Here is a 22,838-nt window from a genome sequence, read left to right on the forward strand (position 1 = left end):
ACCATCGCCAGCGGGAATCCGGTAGGCTATGGCGCTTCCCGCACGCGTAGACATGGAACCCGGCCGTGCTCGATCCCCGTAGCCTCGTCTTCATCCTCGCTGCTCTGAGCCTGCTGATGGCCATAGTGCTAACGGCCATGCCCAGCGCCGTGCGTGATCGCCAGCTGGGCGCGCGCTACTGGAGCACAAGCATGCTCTGCGTGGCGGTCGCCTCGGTGCTTTACGGTCTGCGCGGCGTGGTGCCCGAGGCCTTCTCGATAGTGGTGGCCAACGCCTCGGCCATGGGCGCCACGGTGCTGATCTACTACGGCGGACGCGCCTTCTTCGGCCTGCCGCGGCACAGCAGAAAACTCATCGTTGCTCTACTGCTGGCCAACCTGGGACTGATCTACTGCTTCTACGTGCAGGACTTGTACGCCATCCGCGTGGTGATCTTCTCGAGTTTCTCGGGCGTGCTGCTATTCCTGTTCGGCCTCGACCTGCTGCGCCACCGCCCACGAGAAAATGGACGCGCGCACTTTCCCTATCTGTTCACCGCGCTCACGGTGATCTTCGATTCGCTGGTGTCGCTGGCACGCATCGTCAATGCCATGCTGCACCCTACCAGCGGGGCCGACTTCCTCGCGCCGACACCGCTTAATGCCCTGTACTTCGCCACTCACGGCCTGCTGGCGATCTGCATTTCGGTGGGTTTCATCCTGATGCTCAACGAGCGCCTGCATGCCTTGCTCGAGCATCAGCTCAGCCACGACCCACTGACCAACGCCTATTCTCGACCGATGATCTTCGAGCTGGCACAGCGCGAGCTGGGCAATCTGTGCCAGCCTCTGTCGCTGTTGCTGCTGGATATCGATCACTTCAAGCAGGCCAACGACAGTCTCGGTCACCAGGGCGGTGACGAGGTGCTCAAGCACTTCGTGCGCACGCTCAGCGCCAACCTGCGCTCGAACGAGCCACTGGGCCGTTATGGTGGAGAGGAATTCATCATTCTGCTGCGCGATGTCGACGCCGATTCGGCGCGCATCACCGCCGAACGACTGCGCCAGTGCGTTGCCGAAGCTCCGTACCGCCATTCGCAGGGTGATTACCCGATCACCACCAGCATCGGCCACGCGACCGCACACAGCCAGGAAAGCCTGGAGCAACTGCTGCAACGTGCCGATACGGCGCTGTACCGAGCCAAACGCGAAGGCCGCAACCGCGTGGAACAAGCCTAAAAAGAAGGAACCCCAATGGATCTGCTACTGGACCTGATCGTCACTCTCTCGCGCTGGAGCCGCAGCCACCTCAGCGATATTTCCCTGGCCATCATGGCCACATTGCTGGTGCTGTTCAGCCCAGCCATCAACGCCTGGGTTCAACGCACCATCGGCAATCTCAATTTCGTCCTGCGCACCCTGCTGTTCGTGGTGTTCTGCGCGGTCGGCTACGGCCTGGCCATCGTCTTCCTCACACCCTGGCTGGCCAAGGGCCTGGCGCACTTCAACAACTACACGCTGGCACCGGTGCTGATTCTGATCTTCGCGGTCATCGGCATACTCGCCGACCGCAATTAGCGGGCGCAGCGCACAGGCTGCCCCATCAATCTTGTAGCCACACCATCACCTGCTCGACCAATTGCGCAGGGGTGGCATGCGTCGAATCCAGGCGCAGCAACGGACACGTCAGGTGCTGCTCGATCCAGGTCTCGTGCATGAGTCGGCTGCGCGTGTGCCGGTCGCCCTGCTCGTAGCCGGCCGCCCAGTCGAGAAAGGCCAGACTCTGCACGTGCATATCGCCGCCCGGTTCAATTCGTTCGCCGTAGCGCTGCGCCTCGCGCTGACGCAGCCGGTGCATGCGCTCTTCATCGTCCAGATGCAGGAACAGTGCATGACTGAAAGACGGGACCAATGCCTCGCCCCAACTGCATAGCGAGCCACTCAACACCCAGTTCGGCGCCTGCGCGACGCGCTCGCGGATCAACTCTACCCGTTGTGGTGGTGGACGCTTGTGCAGGTACGGCGGCTCGCTGGGTAACCAGTAAAAGTCGTCGGTATCGAGGTGCAGCCAGCCGCAGCTATTGGACAGGGCATTGCCTAGCGTGGTGGTACCGGAGCCGGATGCGCCGAATATGTGCAATCTGATGCTCATGTGTCCTCCCTGATCAGATGCGCAAAAATACAGAAGCCGCCCAAAGGCGGCTTCGTGAACGACCGCAGCCCTGTCAGTTGCCTTCGCGGCGCAGCGCCTGCGGGGTGAAGTCGCGCGGGCTCAGCCTGGCGTTGAAGTCGTACATCTTCTCGTTGTTATCCAGGCCGTCAGCGAAGTAGCGGCCGCCCTTGAGGTCGTAGATGGTCTCCAGGGTCGAGCCGAACATCGGCACGTCGTAGTAGCTGATCGGGTGGGCTTCCTGCAGGCCGATCAGGTTGCCATTACGGTCATACAAATCGACCGCGAGGATCTGCCAGCTGTCCTCGTCGAGATAGAAACGACGCTTGCCATAGGGATGACTGAAGCCGGTGCGCAGGTCCGCCTCCACCACCCAGACGCGGTGCAACTCGTAACGCAGCAATTCCGGATTGATGTGCTTGGCCTGCAGGATATCGGCGTAGGGAATGCCCTTCTGGTGCACGGCATAGCTGTTGTAGGGCACCAGCATCTCGCGCTTGCCTAGCAGCTGCCATTCGTAGCGATCCGGTGCGCCATTGTAGGAGTCCACCTGGTCGGCAGTGGCCATGCCATTGGTGTCGGGTTGCAGGGTGTCGTAGGCAAGCATCGGCAGGCGGCGCACACGGCGCTCGCCACGGTTGAAGCGCCAGGCCTTGCGAATCGCCAGCACCTGATCGAGGGTTTCCTGCACCACCAGCGCCGAGCCGGCCAACTTGGCTGGAGCCACGACCTTGTACTTGTAATAGAACAGGGTGTTGTCCAGATCCTGTGGGGCAACACCTTCGCGGCCATAGAGGAAGTAGATGTCGCGCTCGAGCTTGAGCAGGTTGTAGCTACCGTTGGCGAGCACCGCCGCCTGGTTGGTGGCCATGCTGATCTGGTCGCCGCGGTAACGCATGACGTGGTTCCAGATCGCCTCCTGGCCATTCTGCGGCAGCGGGAATGGCACGCCAGCGGCCGCCCCCTGCACACCGTTGCCACCAGAAATCAGCTCGGCATTCAGCGCATTGAAGCGGGAGGCATCGTAGATGCGTTGTGGCGCGGCCGCACTGCGGCGGGTCGGGAATACGCGCAGATAGAAGCTGGGGTTCTGCTGCAGCAGGGTCTTGAGGCCGATCGGCAACTGTTGTTCATACTGGGCCAGGTTCTGGCTGTCGACTCGGAACAGCAGTTTGTCGTCAGCATAGGGGTCCGGGTGATGCATGCCCGGCTGGTAGTTGGCCGGCGGAGTGGCCAGACCGCCCGTCCAGGCAGGGATGGTGCCACTGGCATTACCGGCGCGCTCGCCACCCAGTGGTGTCAGGTCCTGACCCAGACGCGCAGCCTGACTGGCATCGACCTTGGCCTGGGCCTGAAACGCCAGGGCAGTCAGCAGAAGAAGGGAAACCGATCTCAACACAATGCTCTCCTCGCGGCGCCATTGAAGCGGTGCCGCTATTGTCCGCGCACCTTGCAGGCGCGCTTGTCTTTGTTGTGTTCTGAGAGCCTGCTCGAGGTCTCGCGAGCTAGAGCGATACAAGGCAAAAACAAGCGAGGAAGCGGAGTGTACTTTTGTACATGAGCATTCCGAGCTTGTTTTTAACGCAGTAGCGCCGACGCGCAGCAGATCGTGAGCAGGTTCTGAGGTGAGGCGCCGTCCTGGCCGTCGAGTTATCCCGATCTAATCGTGCATCCTGCCGGTTCTAATCAAACGCATGTCGCTGGGTGAATCACTCCTGACGCTGAAACTTCAGATCCCATACACCGTGGCCAAGGCGCTCGCCACGACGTTCGAACTTGGTCACCGGGCGCTCTTCTGGGCGCGGCACGTAAGTGTCATCGGCCGCCAGGTTGCGGTAGCCAGGCGCCGCGTTCATCACCTCGAGCATGTGCTCAGCATAGTTCTCCCAGTCGGTAGCCATGTGCAGCACACCACCAACCTTCAGCTTGCTGCGCACCAGCTCGGCGAACGCCGGCTGGACGATGCGACGCTTGTGGTGACGCGACTTGTGCCAGGGGTCGGGGAAGAACAGCAGCACGCGATCAAGGCTGGCATCGGCCACGCAGTCACGCAGCACCTCCAGCGCATCACAGCTGTAGACGCGCAGGTTGCTGAGGTTCTGCGTCATCGCACCGTTGAGCAGCGCACCCACGCCGGGTTTGTGTACCTCGACACCGATGAAATCCTGCTCAGGCGCAGCAGCGGCCATCTCCAGGGTGGAGTGGCCCATGCCGAAGCCGATCTCGAAGGTGCGCGGTGCGCTGCGACCGAACACCTGGTCGAAGTCGCGTAGGCCGTCTTCCAGCTCAAGGCCGAACAGCGGCCAGCCCTTGTCCAGGCCACGCTGCTGACCTTCGGTCATGCGCCCGGCACGCATCACGAAGCTCTTGATGGTACGGCGCTGGCGACCGTCTTCGGTCAGTTCGGGCTGTTGGGTATCGGTCATGCTGTGCTCTTGTAGAGTGCTTTGCGACATGACGGGCCGGCGAACCGACCCGCAGCAAATCGTCATCCTTAGTTGATCAGGCCAGTCAGCGGCGACGACGCACTGGCATAGAGTTTCTTCGGCATACGGCCGGCCAGGTAGGCCAGGCGACCGGCCTCGACGGCATGCTGCATGGCACGCGCCATCAGCACCGGATTCTGCGCTTCGGCGATGGCGCTGTTCATCAGCACCGCCTCGCAGCCCAGCTCCATGGCGATGGTAGCGTCGGAGGCAGTGCCCACGCCGGCATCGACCAGCACCGGCACCTTCGATTCCTCGAGGATGATGCGCAGGTTGTACGGGTTGCAGATACCCAGGCCCGAGCCGATCAGACCGGCCAGCGGCATCACCGCGATGCAGCCGATCTCGGCCAGTTGGCGCGCGATGATCGGATCGTCGCTGGTGTACACCATCACGTCGAAGCCATCCTTGACCAGCACTTCGGCGGCCTTGAGGGTTTCGATGACGTTGGGGAACAGGGTTTTCTGGTCGGCCAGCACTTCCAGCTTGACCAGGTTGTGACCATCGAGCAGCTCGCGGGCCAGGCGGCAGGTGCGCACGGCCTCGACCGCGTCGTAGCAGCCGGCGGTATTGGGCAGGATGGTGTACTTGTCCGGGCTGATCACGTCGAGCAGGTTCGGCTCACCGGGATTCTGGCCGATGTTGGTGCGGCGCACCGCCACGGTGACGATCTCGGCGCCAGAAGCGGCGATGGCGTCGCGGGTCTCGTCCATATCCTTGTACTTGCCGGTACCGACCAGCAGGCGCGACTGGAACGTACGACCGGCCAGAGTGAAGGGCTTGTCGCTGCGAACTTGGCTCATGGAATACTCCTCGAGGGGTCAACCGCCGCCGATGGCGTGCACCACTTCCACCTGGTCGCCTTCGGCGAGCAGAGTGCTGTCGTGCTGGCTGCGTGGAACGATGTCCTGATTGAGCTCGACCGCCACACGGCGCCCGGTCAGATCGAGGCGAACCAACAGGTCGGCGACGCTCTGGTTATCCGGCAGTTCGAAGGGTTCACCATTCAACTGGATACGCATGACGACTCGGTCACAACTGGAAAGAGGGCCGGCATTCTAGCCCGTTAACTGGCCACGACCAAGGCTAAAAGGCGCCATTCGTCCTCATTTCTGACGCCAGGGTCAGGTCAGCTTCCAGGCGCTCAGGCCCAGGCACAGCCAGCCAACGAGGAAGGCGAGGCCACCGAAAGGCGTGATGATACCGAGCTTGCCGATGCCGCTGAGGGTCAGCAGATAGAGACTGCCGGAGAACAGCAGGATACCCAGCGCGAAGGCGCCGCCAGCCAGGTTCACCAACCGTCCGGGCGCATGCATCGCCAGCAGGCCGATGCCGAACAGGGCCAGCGCGTGAATCAGCTGGTAATGCGTGCCGGTCTGGAACACCGCCAGATACTCGGGAGTCAGCCTGTGCTTCAGACCATGGGCCGCGAACGCGCCCAGAGCGACACCGGTGAAACCGGTGAATGCGGACAACAGTAGCCAGAGACGGGCCATGGAAACTCCTGAATAAATCGACCTGTGCGCAGTTTAGCCATTGGGCCTGAAGACGAAATGGTCGTTATTGTCACACCTGCCTCGACCCTTGGGTTTAGCGGGGGGACTTGGTGCGTCTTGTTGCCTGCCATTCCCGGCATTAACCCTTCGGGCCGCCGCAAAGCGACGTCAAAAATCGCTCCCGGCGATTTTTTGCTTTAATAGCGCCTCCCCCGTTCATTGCGAGACCTCATGCTCCGAGCCCTGACCCGCCGCCTGCTGAAACTGCTGCTCTGGCTGATCCTGGCCAGCGTACTGCTGGTGCTTGCTCTGCGCTGGGTGCCACCGCCCGGTACGGCGCTGATGATCGAGCGCAAGATCGAATCCTGGGGCAGCGAACAGCCCATCGAGCTGAAGCGCCAGTGGCGCCCCTGGAAAGAACTCCCGGATCACCTGAAGATGGCGGTGATCGCCGCTGAAGATCAGAAATTCGCCGAACACTGGGGGTTCGATGTCGGCGCGATTCAGGCGGCGCTGGCACATAACCAGAGCGGCGGCTCACTAAGAGGCGCCAGCACCCTCAGCCAGCAGGTGGCGAAGAACCTGTTTCTCTGGTCCGGGCGCAGTTGGCTGCGCAAAGGGCTGGAAGCCTGGTTCACCGCACTGATCGAAGTGCTCTGGTCGAAAGAGCGCATCCTCGAGGTGTACCTCAATAGCGTCGAGTGGGGCGATGGCATCTTTGGCGCCGAAGCCGCGGCACAACACCATTTCGGCGTCGGCGCGCCTTATCTCAATCGCCAGCAGGCCAGCCAGCTGGCAGCGGTGCTACCCAACCCGCTGCGCTGGAGCGCAGGCCGGCCGAACGCCTACGTCAATCGCCGCGCCGCCTGGATTCGTCAGCAGATGACGCAGCTGGGTGGCAGCCACTACCTCGACCAGCTCAAGGCAGCGCGCCCAGACTGGTGGCCACGCTGGCTGTAAGCGAGGCTAGCTAGCGAGTCGCGCGAAAAGCCTGGCGCGGTACCGCATGCAGCAGCGCGACCTCATCGCCGCGCAGGTGCACGGTCAAGCCCCATTGCGGATAGACCCAAGCCTGACCGTCGCCCAACTCCAAGGTCAGACGCGGCTGTCCGAGACTGGCAGCCAGGCGCTCGCTGGCCAGTGCTTGCGGGGCATTCAGATTGAGGCTGGCGATGGAAAAGCCGGCCATCTGATCGACCAGTGATTGGCCAAGGGCCTGCTCGCTATCACCGGCCTTGAGGCCTTGCGCCGTCATCAGACTGTCGCGCTGCTCCCGGCTTAACCTCAGCTCGGCCTCGAGCGACCACTCGCCCTCCTCCCCTTCGAGTGGCGCACGATAGACAAGCCGTGCGCCGTCGAGGCGCGGCTCCAGCCATAGCTCGCCCGGCGCTGACGCCTGCACATCACGCAGCGTCAATTCGTCTTCGGCCAGCGGCTGCAACAGTGCATCGCGCCACTGCTGCAGATTGGCCACCGGCTCAACCTTGGTACTGCGCATCAGCCAGGCGCCCCAGGCGAAGAAAAGCACGGCGACGAGCGCAAATATCAGCCAGTGCTGCACTTTCAGTGAGGCTTTGTTCAAGGCAATTGCTCCAGACAGAAAAAAGCCGCACCTGGGTGCGGCTTTTCGGGGTAACGGCAGACTCAGGCGGCGATACAGCCCTTGAGCTTGTTCATCGCGTTCTTCTCGAGCTGCCGAATACGCTCGGCCGACACGTTGTACTTGGCAGCCAGGTCGTGCAGCGTCGCCTTTTCCTCGGCCAGCCAGCGTTGGTAGAGGATGTCGCGGCTGCGCTCGTCGAGGCTTTCCAGCGCTTCGTGCAGGTTGCTGCTGGAACTGTCGCTCCAATCGGCATCCTCGAGCTGACGAGCCGGGTCGTAACGATGGTCTTCCAGATAATGCGCGGGCGACTGGAAGGCGCTGTCGTCGTCGGCATCAGCTGCCGGGTCGAAGGCCATGTCCTGGCCGGTCAGGCGACTTTCCATCTCACGCACTTCGTGCGGCTCGACGCCCAGGCTGGCGGCCACGGCAGTCACTTCATCGTTGTTCAGCCAGGCCAGACGCTTCTTCTGGCTGCGCAGGTTGAAGAACAGTTTGCGCTGGGCCTTGGTGGTGGCCACTTTGACGATGCGCCAGTTCTTCAGAATGAACTCGTGGATTTCCGCGCGAATCCAGTGCACGGCGAAGGACACCAGGCGCACACCCATTTCCGGGTTGAAGCGCTTGACCGCCTTCATCAGGCCGACGTTGCCTTCCTGGATCAGGTCGGCCTGAGCCAGACCATAACCGGAGTAGCTGCGCGCGATATGCACCACGAAGCGCAGGTGGGCCAACACCATCTGGCGGGCGGCCTCGAGATCCTGCTGGTAAAAGAGATTTTCGGCCAGTTCACGCTCCTGCTCGGGTGTCAGCAGCGGGATGCTGTTGACGGCATGCACGTATGCTTCCAGGTTGGCGCCTGGAACCAGAGCATGAACAGGTTGCAAGGAAGTGGACATTCGAATCCTCCGATTCACGAAACTCGTGCAGTGTAGCACTGCGCTATCTGATGCAGAGCCTGTGGATAAGTTCCTGCCCAGATAGTCAATATCAACCAAAACAATAAGTTGTCAGCTTGCGTTCAGCCTTGCCGAACAGCGCCCTAACGGGGTGCAAGTTCGTTCAGATGACGCGCCACTGCCAGCCAGGCGCCAATATAGCCCAACAGCACGGCGCCGAGCAGCAGCGAAAAACCGTCGGAAGAAGGTACGCCACCTAACGCGAAATCGCTACCGTACAAGCCGGCCAAACGTACTACAGCATCGTTCAGCCAATCCAGCCCGAAGGCCAGCAGCAGCCAGGCAAAGATACCGGCGCCAAAACCATACAACGCGCCCATATAAAGGAAGGGACGTCGCACGTAGCCATCGGTTCCACCTACCAGCTTGATTACTTCGATCTCGGCACGGCGGTTTTCGATGTGCAGCCGGATGGTATTGCCGATCACCAGCAGCAGCGCCAGGATCAACAACAGGCTGAGGCCGAAGACGAAGCGATCACCCAGCTTGAGGATCGCGGTCAAGCGCTCGACCCAGACCAGATCGAGCTGCGCCTGCTCTACCTTGGGCAGCTCCGCAAGGCGCTGGCGCAGGGCTTCGAGCTTGGCCTTGTCGACTTCCTTCGGCGTGACCAGGACCACGCCTGGCAGAGGATTCTCCGGCAACTCTTTCAACGCCTGGCCCAAGCCGGATAGCTGCTGGAACTCTTCCAGCGCCTGCTCGCGGCTGATCCATTCGGCGTCGGAGACGTCATCCATCGCCGCGATCTGCTCGCGCAGCGCCTGGCCGTCGCGCTCACCGGCGGACATATCGAGGAACAGGGAAATCTGCGCCGCACGCTGCCAGGAGCCGCCGAGCTTCTCGACGTTGTCCAGCAGCAGCGACAGCCCCATGGGCAGGCTCAGCGCCACAGCCATCACCAGGCAGGTGAAGAAGCTGCCGATGGGCTGGCGCGCCAGGCGGCGCAGACTGTCGACCAGGCTGGCGCGGTGGCTTTCCAGCCAGGCATTGAGCAGGGTGCGAAAATCCGGCTCATCCGCCGGGCCATCGACCACCTTGTTGCGCGGCGCCGCGCCGACGCGTTCGGCCGGCTGCGGCGTGGGCATCTTCGATGCGCTCATCAGGCAGCCTCCCCGTCACCGATCAGGCGACCGCGTTGCAGGGTGAGCATGCGCTGGCGCATACGCGCGATCAGTGCAAGGTCGTGACTGGCGATCAGTACCGTGGTGCCCAACTGGTTGATGTCTTCGAACACGCCCATGATCTCGGCAGCCAGGCGCGGGTCGAGGTTACCGGTGGGCTCGTCCGCCAGTAGCAGAGCTGGCCGGTGGACGATGGCGCGAGCGATGCCGACACGCTGTTGCTGACCGGTGGACAGATCCCCCGGCGCCTGCGCGGCCTTGTCGCTGAGGCTGACGCGCTCCAGCGCCGCGCCGACGCGCTTGGCGATCTCTGGCTTGGACAGACCGAGAATCTGCAGCGGCAGCGCGACGTTGTCGTAGACAGTGCGATCGAACAGCAGTTGGTGATTCTGAAACACCACGCCGATCTGCCGGCGCAGGAAGGGAATCTGCGCGTTGGTGATGGTCGACAGATCCTGCCCGGCCAGCAGCAGCTTGCCGCTGGTGGGCCGCTCCATCGCCAGCAGCAGGCGCAGCAGCGTGCTCTTGCCGGCACCGGAGTGACCGGTGACGAAGAGGAATTCGCCGGGGCGAACGCGGAAACTCAGCTCGTGCAGCCCGACATGGCCATTGGGATAACGCTTGGCGACCTGCTCGAATCGGATCATGCCCGCTCGCGCTCCTCGAAGAGTGCCTGAACGAAAGCCTGCGCCTCGAACGGCCGCAGGTCATCGATGCCTTCGCCCACGCCGATGTAACGAATCGGCAGGCCAAACTGCTTGGCCAGGGCGAAGATGACGCCGCCCTTGGCGGTGCCGTCGAGTTTGGTCAGCGCCAGGCCGGTGAGGTTCACGGTCTGGTTGAATTGCTTGGCCTGGTTGATGGCGTTCTGGCCGGTGCCGGCGTCGAGCACCAGCAGCACTTCGTGCGGTGCGGTGTCATCCAGCTTACCGATCACCCGACGCACCTTCTTCAGCTCTTCCATCAGGTTGTCTTTGGTGTGCAGGCGCCCGGCGGTGTCAGCGATCAGCACGTCGATGCCGCGCGACTTGGCCGCCTGCACCGCATCGAAGATCACCGAAGCCGAGTCAGCGCCGGTGTGCTGGGCGATCACCGCGATGTTGTTGCGCTCACCCCAGACCTGCAACTGCTCCACCGCAGCGGCGCGGAAGGTATCGCCCGCAGCGAGCATGACCTTCTTGCCTTCGAGCTGCAGCTTCTTGGCCAGCTTGCCGATGGTGGTGGTCTTGCCCACACCGTTCACGCCCACGACGAGAATCACGTAAGGCTGTTTGGCAGTGTCGATGACCAGCGACTGCTCGACCGGCTTGAGCAGGGTCACCAGCTCTTCCTGCAGCGCCTTGTACAGCGCACCGCTGTCGGCCAGCTCCTTGCGCGCCACGCGTTTGGTCAGGTTGCCGATGATCGCGGTGGTCGCCTCGACGCCGACGTCGGCAGTCAGCAGGCGGGTTTCCAGATCATCGAGCAGGTCATCGTCGATGGCCTTCTTGCCGAGAAACAGGCTGGCCATGCCCTCGCCCAGGCTGGCGCTGGTCTTGGACAGGCCTTGTTTGAGGCGAGCGAAGAAACTCGGCTTTTCCTGAGTGGCTGGCACAGCGACGGGAGCTGGCGCAACAACCTCGGGCAAGGCTTCGGCAACAGGCTGAGGCACGGGCGGCGGCTCAACGGCAACAGGCGGGGCGACCGAGGGTTCGGCAACCAGCGGTTCAGCCTGTGGCGCTGGAGCAGGCGCGACCTCAGCCACTTCGGGCTCGAGTGCCGGCAAGGCTTCGGGCGCGCTCTCAGGCGTCGACGGCTCGGCAGGTGGTTGAGCAGACTCAGATTGCTCGACGGGCGCGGACTGAGTCGGCTCGGCTGCGTTCTCTGCGGGCTTCTTACGCCACCAACTGAACAGGGATTTCTTTTCTTCGGTCACAGGCGGGGTCTGCGCGCCAGCCTCGGCCGGCGACTTCTTGTCGTCATTGGAACCAAACATGGGTCGCTTGCATCTCAGGGGAGCGGACGCTAACAGGCTGCAAAGCCTTGCCGCGCCGCCCCGGAAAAGGATGGGGTATCCTAGCACCTCTTCGCCCGTCGGCGGTACGACCGCCCAGGCTATCCGACAGGTCTGACTTTCGATGAATGCCATTGCCCGCCGTTCCCTCGGCCTGCTGTTTGGCGCACTCTGCGTGCCACTCGCGGCCTTCGCTTCTCCCGCTCAACCCACCCACGAATTCAAACTGGACAATGGCCTCAAAGTCATCGTCCGCGAGGATCATCGCGCCCCCGTAGTGGTTTCGCAGATCTGGTACAAGGTCGGCTCCAGCTACGAAACGCCCGGTTCCACCGGACTGTCCCACGCACTGGAACACATGATGTTCAAGGGCAGCGGCAAGTTCGGTCCCGGCGAAGCATCGCGCATCCTGCGTGAACTGGGCGCCGAGGAGAATGCCTTTACCAGCGATGACTACACCGCCTACTACCAGGTGCTGGCCAGTGACCGCCTGGGCGTGGCCCTGGAGCTGGAAGCCGATCGCCTGGCCAGCCTGACGCTGCCGGCCGACGAGTTCAGCAAGGAAATCGAGGTAATCAAGGAGGAGCGTCGCCTGCGCACTGACGACCGCCCGTCCTCGCTGGCCTACGAACGCTTCAAGGCCATGGCTTATCCAGCCAGTGGCTACAGCATCCCGACCATCGGCTGGATGGCCGACCTCGATCGCATGCACATCGACGAACTGCGCGCCTGGCACCAGAAGTGGTACGCGCCGAACAACGCCACCTTGGTGGTGGTCGGTGACGTCAGCGTGGATGAGGTGAAAACCCAGGTTCAGCGCTACTTCGGCGGCATTGCGCGCGGTGAAGTGCCGACCGCCAAGCTGCCGCTGGAGCTGGCCGCGCCGGGCGAACGCCGTACCACGCTGTATCTCAAAACCCAACTGCCGAACCTAATCATGGGCTTCAACGTGCCAGGTCTGGCCACCGCCGAAACGCCACGCCAGGTCTACGCCTTGCGCCTGGCCGCTGCCTTGCTCGATGGCGGCTACAGCGCGCGTCTGTCGACTCGCCTGGAGCGTGGCGAGGAGCTCGTTTCCGGCGCCAGCGCTTGGTACAACGCTTTCACCCGCGGCGACAGCCTGTTCATCCTCTCGGCCACGCCCAACGTGCAGAAGGGCAAGACCCTGGAGCAGGCCGAAGCTGGCCTGTGGCGCGAACTGGAAGAGCTTAAGAAAGCCCCGCCGTCCGCTGCCGAACTGGCCCGCGTACGCGCCCAGGTCATCGCAGGCCTGGTCTATGAGCGCGACTCGATCACCAGCCAGGCCACCAGCATCGGCCAACTGGAAACCGTTGGTCTGTCCTGGCAACTGATCGACCAGGAACTGAACGAACTGCAGGCCGTCACCCCAGCCGATATCCAGCAGGCTGCCCGCACCTTCTTCGTCCGCGACCGCCTGAGCGTCGCCCACGTTCTGCCTGAAGCATCCCGTCATGAGGAGTCCCGCCATGAAGACTGAGCACCGCCGCCTGGGCCTGCTCGGCCTGGTACTGTCCAGCGCACTGCTACTGGGCGCCTGCGCCAACCTCTCTGACAAGGCCCTGACGGGCGATGCCGCCAAGCTGCAGTCGCTGGCCGCGCTCGACGGCAAGGCACCGACCCGCCGCACCCTGGATATCCAGACCTGGAACACCGCGCAGGGTGCCAAAGTGTTGTTCGTCGAAGCCCATGAGCTGCCGATGTTCGACCTGCGCTTGACCTTCGCTGCCGGCAGCAGCCAGGACGACGGCGTGCCAGGCCTTGCCACCTTGACCAACGCCATGCTCAACGAGGGCGTGCCTGGCAAGGACGTCGGTGCCATCGCCGCCGGTTTCGAAGGCCTCGGCGCCGAGTTCGGCAACGGCGCTTATCGCGATATGGCGGTGGCCAGCCTGCGCAGCCTGAGCGCCCAGGAGCAGCGCGAGCCGGCTCTGGCGCTGTTCGCCGAGGTGCTGGGCAAGCCCACCTTCCCGGCCGACTCGCTGGCACGGATCAAGAACCAGCTGCTCGCCGGCTTCGAGTTCCAGAAGCAGAACCCGGGCAAGCTGGCCAGCCTCGAGCTGTTCGAGCGCCTGTACGGTAAGCACCCGTACGCTCACCCGAGCGACGGCACCGCGCAATCGATCCCGGCCATCACTCGCCAGCAGTTGCAGGCTTTCCATGCCCGCGCCTACAGCGCCGGCAATGCCGTGATCGCGCTGGTCGGCGACCTGTCGCGCGCCGAGGCCGAGGCCATCGCCAACCGCGTTTCCGCAGCCCTGCCGAAAGGCCCGGCACTGGCGAAGATTGCCCAGCCGCAAACGCCCAAGGCGAGCGCCAGCCATATCGAGTATCCGTCCAACCAGACCCATCTGCTGATCGCCCAGCTCGGCATCGACCGCCGTGATCCAGACTACGCGGCGCTGTATCTGGGCAACCAGATCTTCGGCGGCGGCGGTTTCGGCACGCGGTTGATGAGTGAAGTGCGCGAGAAACGCGGCCTGACCTACGGCGTCTACTCCGGCTTCAGTGCCATGCAGGCGCGTGGCCCATTCATGATCAACCTGCAGACCCGCGCCGAACTCAGCGAAGGCACCCTGGCGCTGGTCAAGCAACTGCTAGGCGACTATCTGCGTGATGGTCCGACCCAGCAAGAGCTGGATGATGCCAAGCGCGAACTGGCCGGCAGCTTCCCACTGTCCACCGCGAGCAATGCCGCCATCGTCGGCCAACTGGCCTCGATGGGTTTCTACGACCTGCCGCTGAGCTACCTGGACGACTTCATGCGTGACGTGCAAAACCTGACCACCGAGCAGGTCAAGGCTGCGATGGCCAAGCACCTCGACCCCGAGGCACTGGTGGTGGTTACCGCCGGCCCGACGGTAGCGCAGAAGGACCTGCCGCCGCCCACCGAACGGCCGACCGAGCAGCCCAGCACGGTGCCGCACTGATGCGTGGTCGCACACCGCAGAAACCCGCCGCGGGCAAAGCCCACGGCGGGCAGGGCCAACTGCGTATCATCGGCGGCGAATGGCGTTCGCGGCGCTTCGCCTTCCCTGACGGCCCCGGCCTGCGTCCAACTCCGGACCGGGTACGCGAGACGCTGTTCAACTGGCTCGCGCCTTATGTCGAGGGCGCCCACGTGCTCGACCCCTTCGCCGGCAGTGGCGCGCTGCTGCTAGAAGCCCTGTCGCGCGGGGCGGCCAGTGGTCTGGCTTGCGACCTCAACCCGGCTTCGGTGAGCGCACTGCGCGGGCACCTGACGACGCTGCAATGCAGCACTGGCGAGATTCAGCTGGGCGACGCCCTGCAACTGCTGGCTCGTCCGGCGCCGCAGCGCTTCGATATCGTCCTGCTCGACCCGCCGTTCCACAAGGATCTACTGCAGGACACCTGCAACCTGCTGGAAGCTCAGAACTGGCTGGCCGACGACGCCTGGATCTACACCGAAAGCGAAACCGCGCCCTCGACGCTGGGCCTGCCCGGCAACTGGCGCCTGCATCGCGAGAAGCACACCGGTCAGGTGCATTACGCGCTGTGGCAGCGTGGATGAAGGACTTCATCTACACCCACCTGCCCTACCTGCTGCTCATCATGCTGGCACTGCCGGTGTTGCTCAGCCAGCAGGAAATTGCGCTCAACCTGCAACGCGCGATACCACACAATCCCAATGCCGGTATCACCATCGGGCTTACCAGCCAGCGCATCGTCGCACTGCTGGTATTGATCTGGTGTGCCTGGCGGATGATGCGCAAACGGCGCCGCTAAGATGCCGGCATTGCGGCGAGCCTGTGGCGACGAGCACAATCCCAATGAGTTGGCCTGACCAACGTTTCCTGACGCGCAGATAGGTCTATGCCCGCAACGTTCCAACCCGCCTGGTGGCTCCCCGGCCCGCATCTGCAGACGCTGTGGAACCCCTTCTGTCGCAAACCGCCGCAACTGGAACGGCAGCGCGAACGGCTGTGGCTGGACGATGGCGACTTCCTCGACCTCGACTGGTACGGCCCGCATGACGCCCATGCGCCACTGGTGCTGGTGCTGCATGGCCTGACCGGCAGTTCCAATTCGCTCTACGTGCTCGGCCTGCAGCAGGCGCTGGCCGCGCGTGGTTGGGCCAGTGCCGCGCTGAACTGGCGTGGCTGCTCCGGCGAACCCAATCTGCTGCCGCGTGGCTACCACTCCGGCGCCAGCGAAGATCTGGCCTCGGCCGTGGCGCATCTGCGCACGCAACGACCAATGGCACCCTTGTACGCCGTCGGCTATTCGCTCGGCGGCAACGTGCTGCTCAAGTACCTGGGTGAGAGCGGCGAGCAGAGCCAGCTGCAGGGCGCGGTGGCGGTCTCGGTGCCGTTTCGTCTGGATCAGTGCGCCGACCGCATCGGCCTGGGTTTCTCGCGGGTGTACCAGGCGCACTTCATGCGCGAGATGGTCGCCTACGTGAACAACAAGCAACGCCTGTTCGTTGAGAGCGGCCAGGGCGAACGCCTGTCGGTGCTGGAGCGCCTCGGCCCGCTGGATGGCATGCGCACCTTCTGGGACTTCGACGGCCGCATTACCGCGCCGCTGCACGGGTTCGCCGATGCCCACGACTACTACCGCCGCGCCTCCAGCCGTTTCTACCTGGGTGAAATCCGTACGCGCACGCTGATTATCCAGGCCGAGGATGACCCCTTCATCTTCCGCCATAGCCTGCCCGAGGCCAGCGAGCTGGCCCCAGGCACCGAGTTCGAGCTGCATGCCAAGGGCGGCCATGTTGGCTTCGTAGAGGGCAGCCCGCGCAAACCGGTGTATTACCTGGAGCGGCGTATTCCACAGTGGTTGGCTGACCTCGGCTAATCGCGGCTGAAGCCGCTCCTACCCGGACGGCAAGAGCCGTATCCCGGATGAAATCCGGGAAGATGCGACAAAGAATTTTCTGCATTGCAACCGAGCACGGCAGTCGCTGCAGATTGTGGGAGGCGCTTCAGCGGCGAAAAGATCGCGGCTAAAGCCCCTCCCACAGAAGCCGGACTCCGTAGGAAGGTGAGAGCGATTCCAGATCAATCACCCCAGCACCTGCTCCAGCGGCACATGCAGCCGGCCATACAGCGCCTCGACCGCTTCGCGCGCCGCAGGTGCCAGGTAGCCCCCTTCCAACGCCAGCACCTGATAGATACCGCGGCGCAGCATGTCCTGGCTGAGGTTGTCCGGGTTGGCGCCTGTGGTGCAGAGAAAGCGCACCCAGGAGGTCATGATGATCCAGCTGTTGAGCGTCAATGCCTCGATCTGCGCCGGACTCATCAGCAGGATGCCCGCCTCGACGAAGCCCTGATAAATCGATTGCGCGCCCACCAGGCAGCGGCGGGCGAAGGCACGGTAGCGCTCGGCCAGCTCAGCATCGGACTCCAGCAGATGCTCCAGATCGCGGTGCAGAAAGCGGTAGTGCCACATCGCGGCCAGCAACGCCTCCAGGTAAAAAGTCTTGTCCTCCACCGTCAGGGCACGACCTTCGGGTAGACGCAGGAAGCTGTCCACCTGCGCTTCGTACTGGGCGAACAGCTCGGCAATGATCACCTGCTTGTTACGGAAGTGGTAATACAGGTTGCCCGGCGACATGCCCAGGTGCGCGGCAATGTGATTGGTGGTGACGTTGCGCTCGCCCTGGCTGTTGAACAGGGCCAGGCTCTCGGCAACGATGCGGTCGCGGGTCTTGGGTGGCGCCATGACGCAGCTCGATCTCGACTTCAAAAGTGGCAAAGGTACAGGCGAATCCGCCGAAGTGTTACCCCCAGATGCACCGCATAAGCCGCACCAGGCCTTTGGTTAGGGTGCAGTAAGGGCGGCGGCGCGGCATCCTATTTGACACATTAGAGTAATTGCTCTAAAAATCTAGCGCAGCCTAATCGCGGCTTATAGCCGCCTCCAACAGGCTGTTTAAAAACGTCGGCGACGACTGCATGGATGCAGGAGTTAGAGCGAAGCAGGAAGCCCGAGCCGAGGCAGTCAGCGCAAGGCAAAAACAGGCGAAAAAAGGCCGGGGTCGCGACCGACTTTACAAGCTGTAAATGAGCATTTTGATCGGACTCGCGCACGAGCCTGTTTTTAACGCAGCGATGACAACGCAGATAGTTTTTCAACAGCCTGCCCGCTGGAACGTCGAGGAGAAACCCATGGTCGCCGACATCGCCTACCTGCAGCACAGTCAACAGCAGATCAACCAGCTGGACGCCACATTCGCCCAGCAACGCTCTGCCTTTGCCGCCAATCCGATGCCGTCGGCTGAACAACGTATTCAGTGGCTGAAGTCCTTGAGCGAGCTGCTGACCCAGCAGCAGGACGCCTTGGTGGCGGCGATCTCCGAGGACTTCAGCAACCGTTCGGCCGACGAGACTCTGCTCGCCGAACTGATGCCCAGCCTGCATGGCATCCATTACGCGAGCAAACGCATCAAGAAATGGATGAAACCCTCGCGGCGCAGCGTCGGCATGCAATTCATGCCTGCTTCGGCCAAGGTGATCTACCAGCCGCTGGGCGTGGTCGGCATCATCGTGCCGTGGAACTACCCGCTGTTTCTCGCCATCGGCCCGCTGACCGGTGCACTGGCTGCCGGCAACCGGGTAATGATCAAGATGAGCGAGTCCACCCCGGCCACTTCGCAGTTGGTCAAGGATCTACTGGCGCGCATTTTCCCCGAGGATCTGGTCAGCGTCGCCCTGGGTGAAGCGGAAGTCGGCATGGCCTTCTCCAAGCTGCCGTTCGACCACCTGCTGTTTACCGGCGCCACCAGCATCGGCAAGCATGTTATGCGCGCCGCCGCGGAGAACCTGACCCCGGTGACCCTGGAGCTAGGCGGCAAGTCGCCGGCCATCGTCTCCGCCGACGTACCGCTGGCGGACGCCGCCGAGCGTATCGCCTTCGGCAAGACCCTAAACGCCGGGCAGACCTGCGTGGCGCCGGACTACGTGCTGGTGCCGCGTGATCGTGTCGACGGCTTCGTCAGTGCCTACCGTGAGGTGGTGCAGCGCTTCTACCCGCAGCTCAAGGACAACCCGGACTACACCGCGATCATCAACGAGCGTCAGCTGGCACGCCTCAACGGCTATCTGCAGGACGCCCAGACCAAGGGCGCGCGCATCGTCCCACTATATCCCGAGGCCCAGGGCCGACGCCTGCCGCAGAGCCTGGTGCTGGACGTCACCGACGACATGAAACTGATGCAGGACGAGATCTTCGGCCCGCTGCTGCCGGTGGTGCCCTATGACCGCATCGAAGACGCCTTCGCCTACGTCAACGCCCGGCCACGCCCACTGGCGCTGTACTACTTCGGCTACGACAAGCGCGAACAGCAGCGCGTGCTGCATGAAACCCACTCAGGCGGCGTGTGCCTCAACGATACCCTGCTGCACGTGGCGCAGGACGACATGCCGTTCGGCGGCGTCGGCCCGTCGGGCATGGGCCACTACCACGGCCACGAAGGCTTCCTGACTTTCAGCAAGGCCAAGGGCGTGTTCATCAAGCAGCGGTTCAATGCCGCGCGGCTGATCTATCCGCCGTATGGCAAGGCGATCCAGAAGCTGGTCTACAAGCTGTTCGTACGCTGATCAACGCGGGCAGCGCCCGTTTTACGTCTGGTGATAACAACAATGAACGACACCACCCTCGACGCGCCGCAACTCTCGCGGCGTAGCCTGCTCAAGGTCGGCCTGCTGGGCAGCGCGCTGCTCGGCACTGTGGGGCTGACCGCCACCCTAAGCGGCTGCTCGGCCAGCACGCCGGCCAGCGGCTACCTGGTCCTGCGCAGCAGCGACCTGCCGTTTCTACGTGCGCTGATCCCGGTGATGCTCGATGGCACGGTTAGCACCGAGCAGATGCCACAGGCCATCGACGGCACGCTGAAGAGCCTCGATAACAGCCTGGCGCACCTGTCGCCGGAGATGCTGAAACTCACCGTGCAGCTGTTCGACGTGCTGGCACTGCCCATCACCCGCGGCCCGCTGACCGGAGTATGGGGCAGTTGGGAAAACGCCAGCGGCGATGACGTGCGCAACTTCCTCAAGCGCTGGCAAAACAGCAGCCTGAGCCTGCTGCGCATGGGCCACGCCTCGCTGCTGCAGTTGGTGATGATGGCTTGGTACAGCCGCCAGGAAGCCTGGGCGCATTGCGGCTATCCGGGGCCACCCACCGTATAACGGCTGATTCGTAGGGTGGGCCGACCGGCGATCCGCTTAAGCCCACCCTACCAACTGGAACTTAGCCAACCGCGATTATCAGAATGAGGCCTCTGAAACCGTAACGAGCGGTTCGAGTGCAAGGAAGGCTCGCAGCACGTGGCGAGGCTGTACTGAAGTACGCCGAGCCACGGGCGAGAACCTGACGCCGCAATCGGATCGCGCAGTAGGTTTCAGTGACTCCGAGGAAAAACAATGCCTGTACCCGATTTGTTCAAACAAGGCCTGGCCAAAGGCTGGAAGACATACGACGGCTCGCGCCTGGAAAACGACCTGACGCTGGAGGCCGACGTTGCCATCGTCGGTAGCGGTGCCGGCGGTGGCACCACGGCAGAGATTCTCAGCGCCGCCGGCTACAAGGTGCTGCTGATCGAGGAAGGCCCGCTGAAGACCAGCGACGACTTCAAGATGCAGGAGGCCGAGGCCTATCCGAACCTTTATCAGGAAGGTATCGGCCGCATGAGCAAGGATGGCGCCATCACCATCATGCAGGGCCGCGCAGTCGGCGGCACCACGCTGATCAACTGGACCAGCAGCTTCCGCACCCCGCCACAAACCCTGGCGCACTGGGCCGAGGCACATGGTGTGAAAGGCCATGACGTGGCGTCCATGGCGCCCTGGTTCGAGAAAATGGAGCAGCGTCTGGGCGTCGCGCCGTGGGTAGTGCCGCCAAATGCCAACAACGAGGTGATCCGCACTGGCTGCGACAAGCTCGGCTATCACTGGGCAGTGATCCCGCGCAACGTGCGTGGCTGCTGGAACCTCGGCTACTGCGGTATGGGCTGCCCGACCAACGCCAAGCAGTCGATGCTGGTCACCACCATCCCCGCGACCCTGGATGCCGGCGGCGAGCTACTCTACCTGGCCCGCGCCGACAAGCTGGTGATCGAGGGCGACAAGGTGGTCGGTATCGACTGCCTAGGCATGGACGAGCGCTGCGTAGCGCCCACCGGCAAGCGCATCCGGGTCAAGGCGCGGCATTACGTGCTGGCCGGCGGCGGCATCAACACCCCCGGCATCCTGCTGCGCTCCGAGGTGCCCGACCCGCACAAGCGCGTCGGCCGGCGCACCTACCTGCACCTGGTGAACTTCTCCGCGGCGCAGTTCGAGCAGGTGATCAATCCCTTCTACGGCGCGCCGCAGTCGCTCTACTCCGATCACTTCCAATGGGACGACGGCACCAGCGGGCGGCTCTCCTACAAGCTGGAAGTACCACCGCTGCAACCGGCTCTGACCGCCACTTTGCTCGGCGAGTTTGGCCGCGAGAACGCCCTGCGCATGGAGCAACTGCCGCATACCAACGTGATGCTCGCCCTGCTGCGCGACGGTTTCCATCCCGACTGCGCCGAAGGCCGTGTGGAACTGCGCGGTGACGGAAGCCCGGTGCTCGACTACCAGATGACCGAATACACCTGGGACGGCGTACGCCGCGCCTTCCTGACCATGGCCGAAATCCAGTTCGCGGCCGGGGCCAAGACAGTGATGCCGATGCACGCCGATGCCGGCTACGTGAAGACGTGGAAGGAGGCCAAAGAGCTGATCGAACAGCTCGATCTCGCGCTGTACCGCACTCGCCTCGGCAGCGCCCACGTAATGGGCGGTTGCGCAATGGGCGAAGACCCGCAGCAGGCAGTGGTCGACAGCCTGGGCCGCCACCATCAGCTCGATAACCTGTCGATCCACGACGGATCGCTGTTCCCCACCAGCATCGGCGCCAACCCGCAGCTGTCGATCTACGGGCTGACCTCGAAACTGGCCACCTTGCTGGCCGAACGGCTGAGGGCCTGAGATGAGCAAGCTGATCGCCTTTTTGCTGCTGGTAGCCGGGGTCATCCATCTGCTGCCAGCGGTCGGCGTGCTCGGCGGTGAACGCCTCAATGCGCTGTATGGCATCGCTCTCGACGAGCCCAACCTGCAGATCCTGATGCGCCACCGCGCGGTGCTGTTCGGCCTGCTCGGCGCCCTGCTGGTGGCAGCGGCGTTCGTTCCGGCGCTACGCAGCGCGGCCCTGACCGGCGGACTGATCAGCGTGCTCGCATTCCTCCTGCTGGCGTGGAGCGCGCCCGTCTACAACGAGGCTTTGCGCCGCGTGGTAATCGTCGACTGGATCGCCCTCGCCTGCCTGATACCGGCACTGCTGCTGCACCTGCGCAGCCACTGAGCTTTCGTCACGCTTGGCCGCGAGGGAAACGCTGCGCTACCATCCGCGACTCTTGCCGCCTCGAACAGGACGAAGCGATGAATCGAGTGTTGTACCCGGGTACCTTCGACCCCATCACCAAAGGCCATGGCGATCTGGTCGAGCGGGCCGCGCGGCTGTTCGATCACGTCATCATCGCTGTCGCCGCCAGCCCCAAGAAGAACCCGCTGTTCCCCTTGGAACAACGTGTCGAGCTGGCCCGTGAGGTGACCAAGCATCTGCCGAATGTCGAAGTGGTGGGTTTTTCCTCGCTGCTGGCGCACTTCGTCAAGGAACAGAACGCCAATGTGTTTCTGCGTGGCCTGCGTGCGGTGTCGGACTTCGAGTACGAATTCCAGCTGGCCAACATGAACCGCCAACTGGCGCCGGACGTCGAGAGCCTGTTCCTCACCCCGTCGGAGAAGTATTCCTTCATCTCCTCGACCCTGGTGCGCGAGATCGCCGCCCTGGGTGGTGACATCACCAAGTTCGTTCACCCCGCCGTGGCCGACGCGCTGAACGAGCGCTTCCGCAAGCATTAAAAGCCGGCCACTCGTGGCCGCCTGATGACCCTCTCCCATTTATGGGAGAGGGTGCCCGCAGGGCGGGAGAGGGTAAAAGCGGCGCCACGATTAACTACCCTCACCCC

25 protein-coding genes are annotated in these 22,838 nt (G+C 63.4%); 13 read left to right on the forward strand and 12 right to left on the reverse strand.

The features are described 5' to 3' along the window. The first annotated feature begins 65 nt into the window (after positions 1-65). Together RTH74_RS13555 and RTH74_RS13560 are read left to right on the forward strand one after the other, a co-directional pair. Positions 66-1,217 carry a GGDEF domain-containing protein gene (locus tag RTH74_RS13555; protein WP_316914997.1) on the forward strand — a complete coding sequence of 384 codons (1,152 nt, stop codon included), beginning with the start codon at positions 66-68 and terminating at the stop codon, positions 1,215-1,217. A 15-nt stretch (positions 1,218-1,232) separates the two neighbouring features. Beyond that, entirely contained in the window at positions 1,233-1,556 is a 324-nt protein-coding gene (locus RTH74_RS13560) for a DUF3392 domain-containing protein (protein WP_316914998.1), read from the forward strand. A 25-nt stretch (positions 1,557-1,581) separates the two neighbouring features. Here the strand turns inward: RTH74_RS13560 and RTH74_RS13565 are convergent, their stop codons facing one another. The 6 genes from RTH74_RS13565 to RTH74_RS13590 all read right to left on the reverse strand — a co-directional run bounded on the left by RTH74_RS13565 (position 1,582) and on the right by RTH74_RS13590 (position 6,130). After that, positions 1,582-2,130, reverse strand: a complete 549-nt coding sequence (locus tag RTH74_RS13565) for a hypothetical protein (protein WP_316914999.1) — start codon at positions 2,128-2,130, stop codon at positions 1,582-1,584. A 73-nt stretch (positions 2,131-2,203) separates the two neighbouring features. Then, on the reverse strand, positions 2,204-3,547 hold the full coding sequence (locus RTH74_RS13570; protein ID WP_099525943.1) for a DUF1329 domain-containing protein: 1,344 nt from the start codon (positions 3,545-3,547) through the stop codon (positions 2,204-2,206). Between the two features lie 310 nt (positions 3,548-3,857). After that, positions 3,858-4,574 carry a tRNA (guanosine(46)-N7)-methyltransferase TrmB gene (gene trmB, locus RTH74_RS13575; protein WP_316915000.1) on the reverse strand — a complete coding sequence of 239 codons (717 nt, stop codon included), beginning with the start codon at positions 4,572-4,574 and terminating at the stop codon, positions 3,858-3,860. A gap of 68 nt (positions 4,575-4,642) precedes the next feature. Continuing rightward, positions 4,643-5,437 carry a thiazole synthase gene (locus RTH74_RS13580; protein WP_316915001.1) on the reverse strand — a complete coding sequence of 265 codons (795 nt, stop codon included), beginning with the start codon at positions 5,435-5,437 and terminating at the stop codon, positions 4,643-4,645. An 18-nt stretch (positions 5,438-5,455) separates the two neighbouring features. Further along, positions 5,456-5,656, reverse strand: coding sequence for a sulfur carrier protein ThiS (gene thiS, locus RTH74_RS13585; RefSeq protein WP_037005337.1), 201 nt, complete (start codon positions 5,654-5,656; stop codon positions 5,456-5,458). 102 nt (positions 5,657-5,758) lie between these two features. After that, complete coding sequence (locus RTH74_RS13590; RefSeq protein WP_316915002.1) at positions 5,759-6,130, reverse strand: DUF423 domain-containing protein; 372 nt, start codon at positions 6,128-6,130, stop codon at positions 5,759-5,761. Positions 6,131-6,361: 231 nt separating this feature from the next. Between RTH74_RS13590 and mtgA the strand changes: the two genes are divergently transcribed. Further along, positions 6,362-7,090, forward strand: a complete 729-nt coding sequence (gene mtgA / locus RTH74_RS13595; protein WP_316915003.1) for a monofunctional biosynthetic peptidoglycan transglycosylase — start codon at positions 6,362-6,364, stop codon at positions 7,088-7,090. 10 nt (positions 7,091-7,100) lie between these two features. Here the strand turns inward: mtgA and RTH74_RS13600 are convergent, their stop codons facing one another. From RTH74_RS13600 to ftsY, 5 genes are all read right to left on the reverse strand, one after another. Next, positions 7,101-7,712, reverse strand: a complete 612-nt coding sequence (locus RTH74_RS13600) for a hypothetical protein (protein ID WP_316915004.1) — start codon at positions 7,710-7,712, stop codon at positions 7,101-7,103. Positions 7,713-7,774: 62 nt separating this feature from the next. Continuing rightward, positions 7,775-8,629: an RNA polymerase sigma factor RpoH gene (gene rpoH / locus RTH74_RS13605; RefSeq protein ID WP_017675856.1), complete on the reverse strand. Its 855-nt coding sequence runs from the start codon at positions 8,627-8,629 to the stop codon at positions 7,775-7,777. A gap of 143 nt (positions 8,630-8,772) precedes the next feature. Then, on the reverse strand, positions 8,773-9,789 hold the full coding sequence (gene ftsX, locus RTH74_RS13610; protein WP_099525948.1) for a permease-like cell division protein FtsX: 1,017 nt from the start codon (positions 9,787-9,789) through the stop codon (positions 8,773-8,775). Then, complete coding sequence (gene ftsE / locus RTH74_RS13615; protein WP_099525949.1) at positions 9,789-10,457, reverse strand: cell division ATP-binding protein FtsE; 669 nt, start codon at positions 10,455-10,457, stop codon at positions 9,789-9,791. Before ftsE ends, ftsX begins: the two co-directional genes overlap by 1 nt. Continuing rightward, positions 10,454-11,785: a signal recognition particle-docking protein FtsY gene (gene ftsY, locus RTH74_RS13620; RefSeq protein WP_316915005.1), complete on the reverse strand. Its 1,332-nt coding sequence runs from the start codon at positions 11,783-11,785 to the stop codon at positions 10,454-10,456. Before ftsY ends, ftsE begins: the two co-directional genes overlap by 4 nt. 142 nt (positions 11,786-11,927) lie before the next feature. Between ftsY and RTH74_RS13625 the strand changes: the two genes are divergently transcribed. From RTH74_RS13625 to RTH74_RS13645, 5 genes are all read left to right on the forward strand, one after another. Beyond that, complete coding sequence (locus RTH74_RS13625) at positions 11,928-13,301, forward strand: M16 family metallopeptidase (RefSeq protein ID WP_143505166.1); 1,374 nt, start codon at positions 11,928-11,930, stop codon at positions 13,299-13,301. Beyond that, the gene (locus tag RTH74_RS13630) at positions 13,291-14,751 is read left to right on the forward strand and encodes a pitrilysin family protein (RefSeq protein ID WP_316915006.1); all 1,461 of its coding nucleotides are present in this window, start codon (positions 13,291-13,293) and stop codon (positions 14,749-14,751) included. Before RTH74_RS13625 ends, RTH74_RS13630 begins: the two co-directional genes overlap by 11 nt. Then, complete coding sequence (rsmD, locus tag RTH74_RS13635) at positions 14,751-15,353, forward strand: 16S rRNA (guanine(966)-N(2))-methyltransferase RsmD (RefSeq protein ID WP_279922316.1); 603 nt, start codon at positions 14,751-14,753, stop codon at positions 15,351-15,353. Before RTH74_RS13630 ends, rsmD begins: the two co-directional genes overlap by 1 nt. Continuing rightward, the gene (locus RTH74_RS13640; RefSeq protein WP_099525954.1) at positions 15,350-15,568 is read left to right on the forward strand and encodes a hypothetical protein; all 219 of its coding nucleotides are present in this window, start codon (positions 15,350-15,352) and stop codon (positions 15,566-15,568) included. Before rsmD ends, RTH74_RS13640 begins: the two co-directional genes overlap by 4 nt. Before the next feature lie 87 nt (positions 15,569-15,655). Beyond that, the gene (locus RTH74_RS13645; RefSeq protein WP_316915007.1) at positions 15,656-16,639 is read left to right on the forward strand and encodes a hydrolase; all 984 of its coding nucleotides are present in this window, start codon (positions 15,656-15,658) and stop codon (positions 16,637-16,639) included. A 207-nt stretch (positions 16,640-16,846) separates the two neighbouring features. Here RTH74_RS13645 and RTH74_RS13650 read toward each other — a convergent pair whose 3' ends face one another. Next, positions 16,847-17,506 carry a TetR/AcrR family transcriptional regulator gene (locus RTH74_RS13650; RefSeq protein ID WP_099525956.1) on the reverse strand — a complete coding sequence of 220 codons (660 nt, stop codon included), beginning with the start codon at positions 17,504-17,506 and terminating at the stop codon, positions 16,847-16,849. Positions 17,507-17,952: 446 nt separating this feature from the next. Between RTH74_RS13650 and RTH74_RS13655 the strand changes: the two genes are divergently transcribed. From RTH74_RS13655 to coaD, 5 genes are all read left to right on the forward strand, one after another. Continuing rightward, positions 17,953-19,383 (forward strand): coniferyl aldehyde dehydrogenase, encoded by a 1,431-nt coding sequence (locus RTH74_RS13655; protein ID WP_316915008.1) that lies wholly within the window; start codon positions 17,953-17,955, stop codon positions 19,381-19,383. Positions 19,384-19,425: 42 nt separating this feature from the next. Continuing rightward, positions 19,426-19,971, forward strand: a complete 546-nt coding sequence (locus tag RTH74_RS13660; protein ID WP_316915009.1) for a twin-arginine translocation pathway signal protein — start codon at positions 19,426-19,428, stop codon at positions 19,969-19,971. 234 nt (positions 19,972-20,205) lie between these two features. Further along, positions 20,206-21,798 (forward strand): GMC family oxidoreductase, encoded by a 1,593-nt coding sequence (locus tag RTH74_RS13665; RefSeq protein WP_316915010.1) that lies wholly within the window; start codon positions 20,206-20,208, stop codon positions 21,796-21,798. 1 nt (position 21,799) lies between these two features. Further along, the gene (locus RTH74_RS13670; RefSeq protein ID WP_179543754.1) at positions 21,800-22,171 is read left to right on the forward strand and encodes a phosphopantetheine adenylyltransferase; all 372 of its coding nucleotides are present in this window, start codon (positions 21,800-21,802) and stop codon (positions 22,169-22,171) included. Positions 22,172-22,248: 77 nt separating this feature from the next. Beyond that, positions 22,249-22,731: a pantetheine-phosphate adenylyltransferase gene (gene coaD, locus RTH74_RS13675; RefSeq protein ID WP_099525961.1), complete on the forward strand. Its 483-nt coding sequence runs from the start codon at positions 22,249-22,251 to the stop codon at positions 22,729-22,731. The last annotated feature ends 107 nt before the right edge of the window (positions 22,732-22,838 follow it).

Origin of the sequence: Pseudomonas sp. zfem001 (assembly GCF_032621725.1) — a bacterium.
GTDB lineage: Bacteria > Pseudomonadota > Gammaproteobacteria > Pseudomonadales > Pseudomonadaceae > Aquipseudomonas > Aquipseudomonas sediminis.